Genomic DNA, 1235 nt, shown 5'->3' on the forward strand with positions numbered 1-1235 from the left:
CATGAAAATTATTGCTTCCACGACTGTGTATTTATCATTCTCATCAGCATATTACCTCGGCCTGTAAGATCCTCAGACTTATTAGATAGTATAATAAGCCCATTTCCGAAAATCGTATCAATGGCAATATAAGAGGCATAACCCCCAGCCATGCCATTGTGCCAAAGCACAGTTGTGTTACCTATAAATTTTTCTTGACCACCAGGAAGTAACCAACCAAGTCCAGTCTCACCACCAAGCTGTTGCGCATGGGTTTTAACCAATACCGAATATAGAGGATGGTGCTTATCTAAATTGGCACGGATAAACAGAAGCATGTCCGAGGCATTGGATAGAAAAGAGCCGGCACCTGTAAGCACATTATCTGTCCAGATTGGGGCAGGTTCGCCGTTCCCATTGTAGCCTTGAGCTATGTTGTCCACCATATTGCTGTCTAACGTCACAAACGTGTGGCTCATATTGAGCGGGTTTAGCAGTTCCCGCTGTACTGCAACCTCATAATCACTACCCACTTTTAAAGCAAGGATATGTCCGAGCAGGCCCATTCCGAAGTTTGAATACTCAAACTTACCTTCTGCCTTCTTACCGATACAGGTTGTCAGGTAATCATATAAATCCTGTGTTTTTAGATCTTTGTAAGGATTAGCCTCGTCCTGCATTTTATCCATTAGCGACTGTGGTAAAGAAGGAAAGCCGGAAGTATGGGTGGCAAGTTGGCGAAGCGTTGTATTGGCAGCAGAAGCTGGCAGCGAAATCTGTTCCCGTAGGAGGTCAGCAATCTTATCATCCAGATGGACGATACCACGGTCACAGAGGATTTGCAGCAGGGATGTCGTAAAAAGCTTACTTGTTGAGGCAAGCTCAAATATGCTCGCCCCATCAGGTGAAAGGTTTTCCCCCTTTAGCAATGTGCCATATCCCTTGACAAAGTTACTCCCATCTTTATATACACCTATCACCAGCCCATAAGTGTTTTCTTTGGCCAAGGTCTTTTGCACCTGCTTGTCAAGCGATGTTTCCAAATTACCATAGTTTTTGATGTTGTTAATCCGATATCGGGAATAAAAGAATAATGCCGCGGCAATAACTATAAGGACAAGCAGTATAATAGCAGCGATTTTGAGGACTCCCATCCTGTAAATATAATCGGTTACAGACTGTTCGTGTATGATATTTTGAATAATGAGCGAGCCCCGTTCTTCCGGATGTCCGAAGGGCTAGGAAGTCAAAATAAA

Annotated in this window: 1 protein-coding gene; it reads right to left on the reverse strand. The window is 43.6% G+C overall.

Going from position 1 to position 1235, the window contains the following annotated elements; all coding sequences use genetic code 11:
- Positions 1-8 precede the first annotated feature (8 nt).
- On the reverse strand, positions 9-1133 hold the full coding sequence (locus CJD36_RS22870) for a serine hydrolase domain-containing protein (RefSeq protein WP_105041527.1): 1125 nt from the start codon (positions 1131-1133) through the stop codon (positions 9-11).
- Between the last annotated feature and the right edge of the window lie 102 nt (positions 1134-1235).

The sequence above is a fragment of the Flavipsychrobacter stenotrophus genome (assembly GCF_002954265.1).
Taxonomy (GTDB): Bacteria; Bacteroidota; Bacteroidia; order Chitinophagales; family Chitinophagaceae; genus Flavipsychrobacter; species Flavipsychrobacter stenotrophus.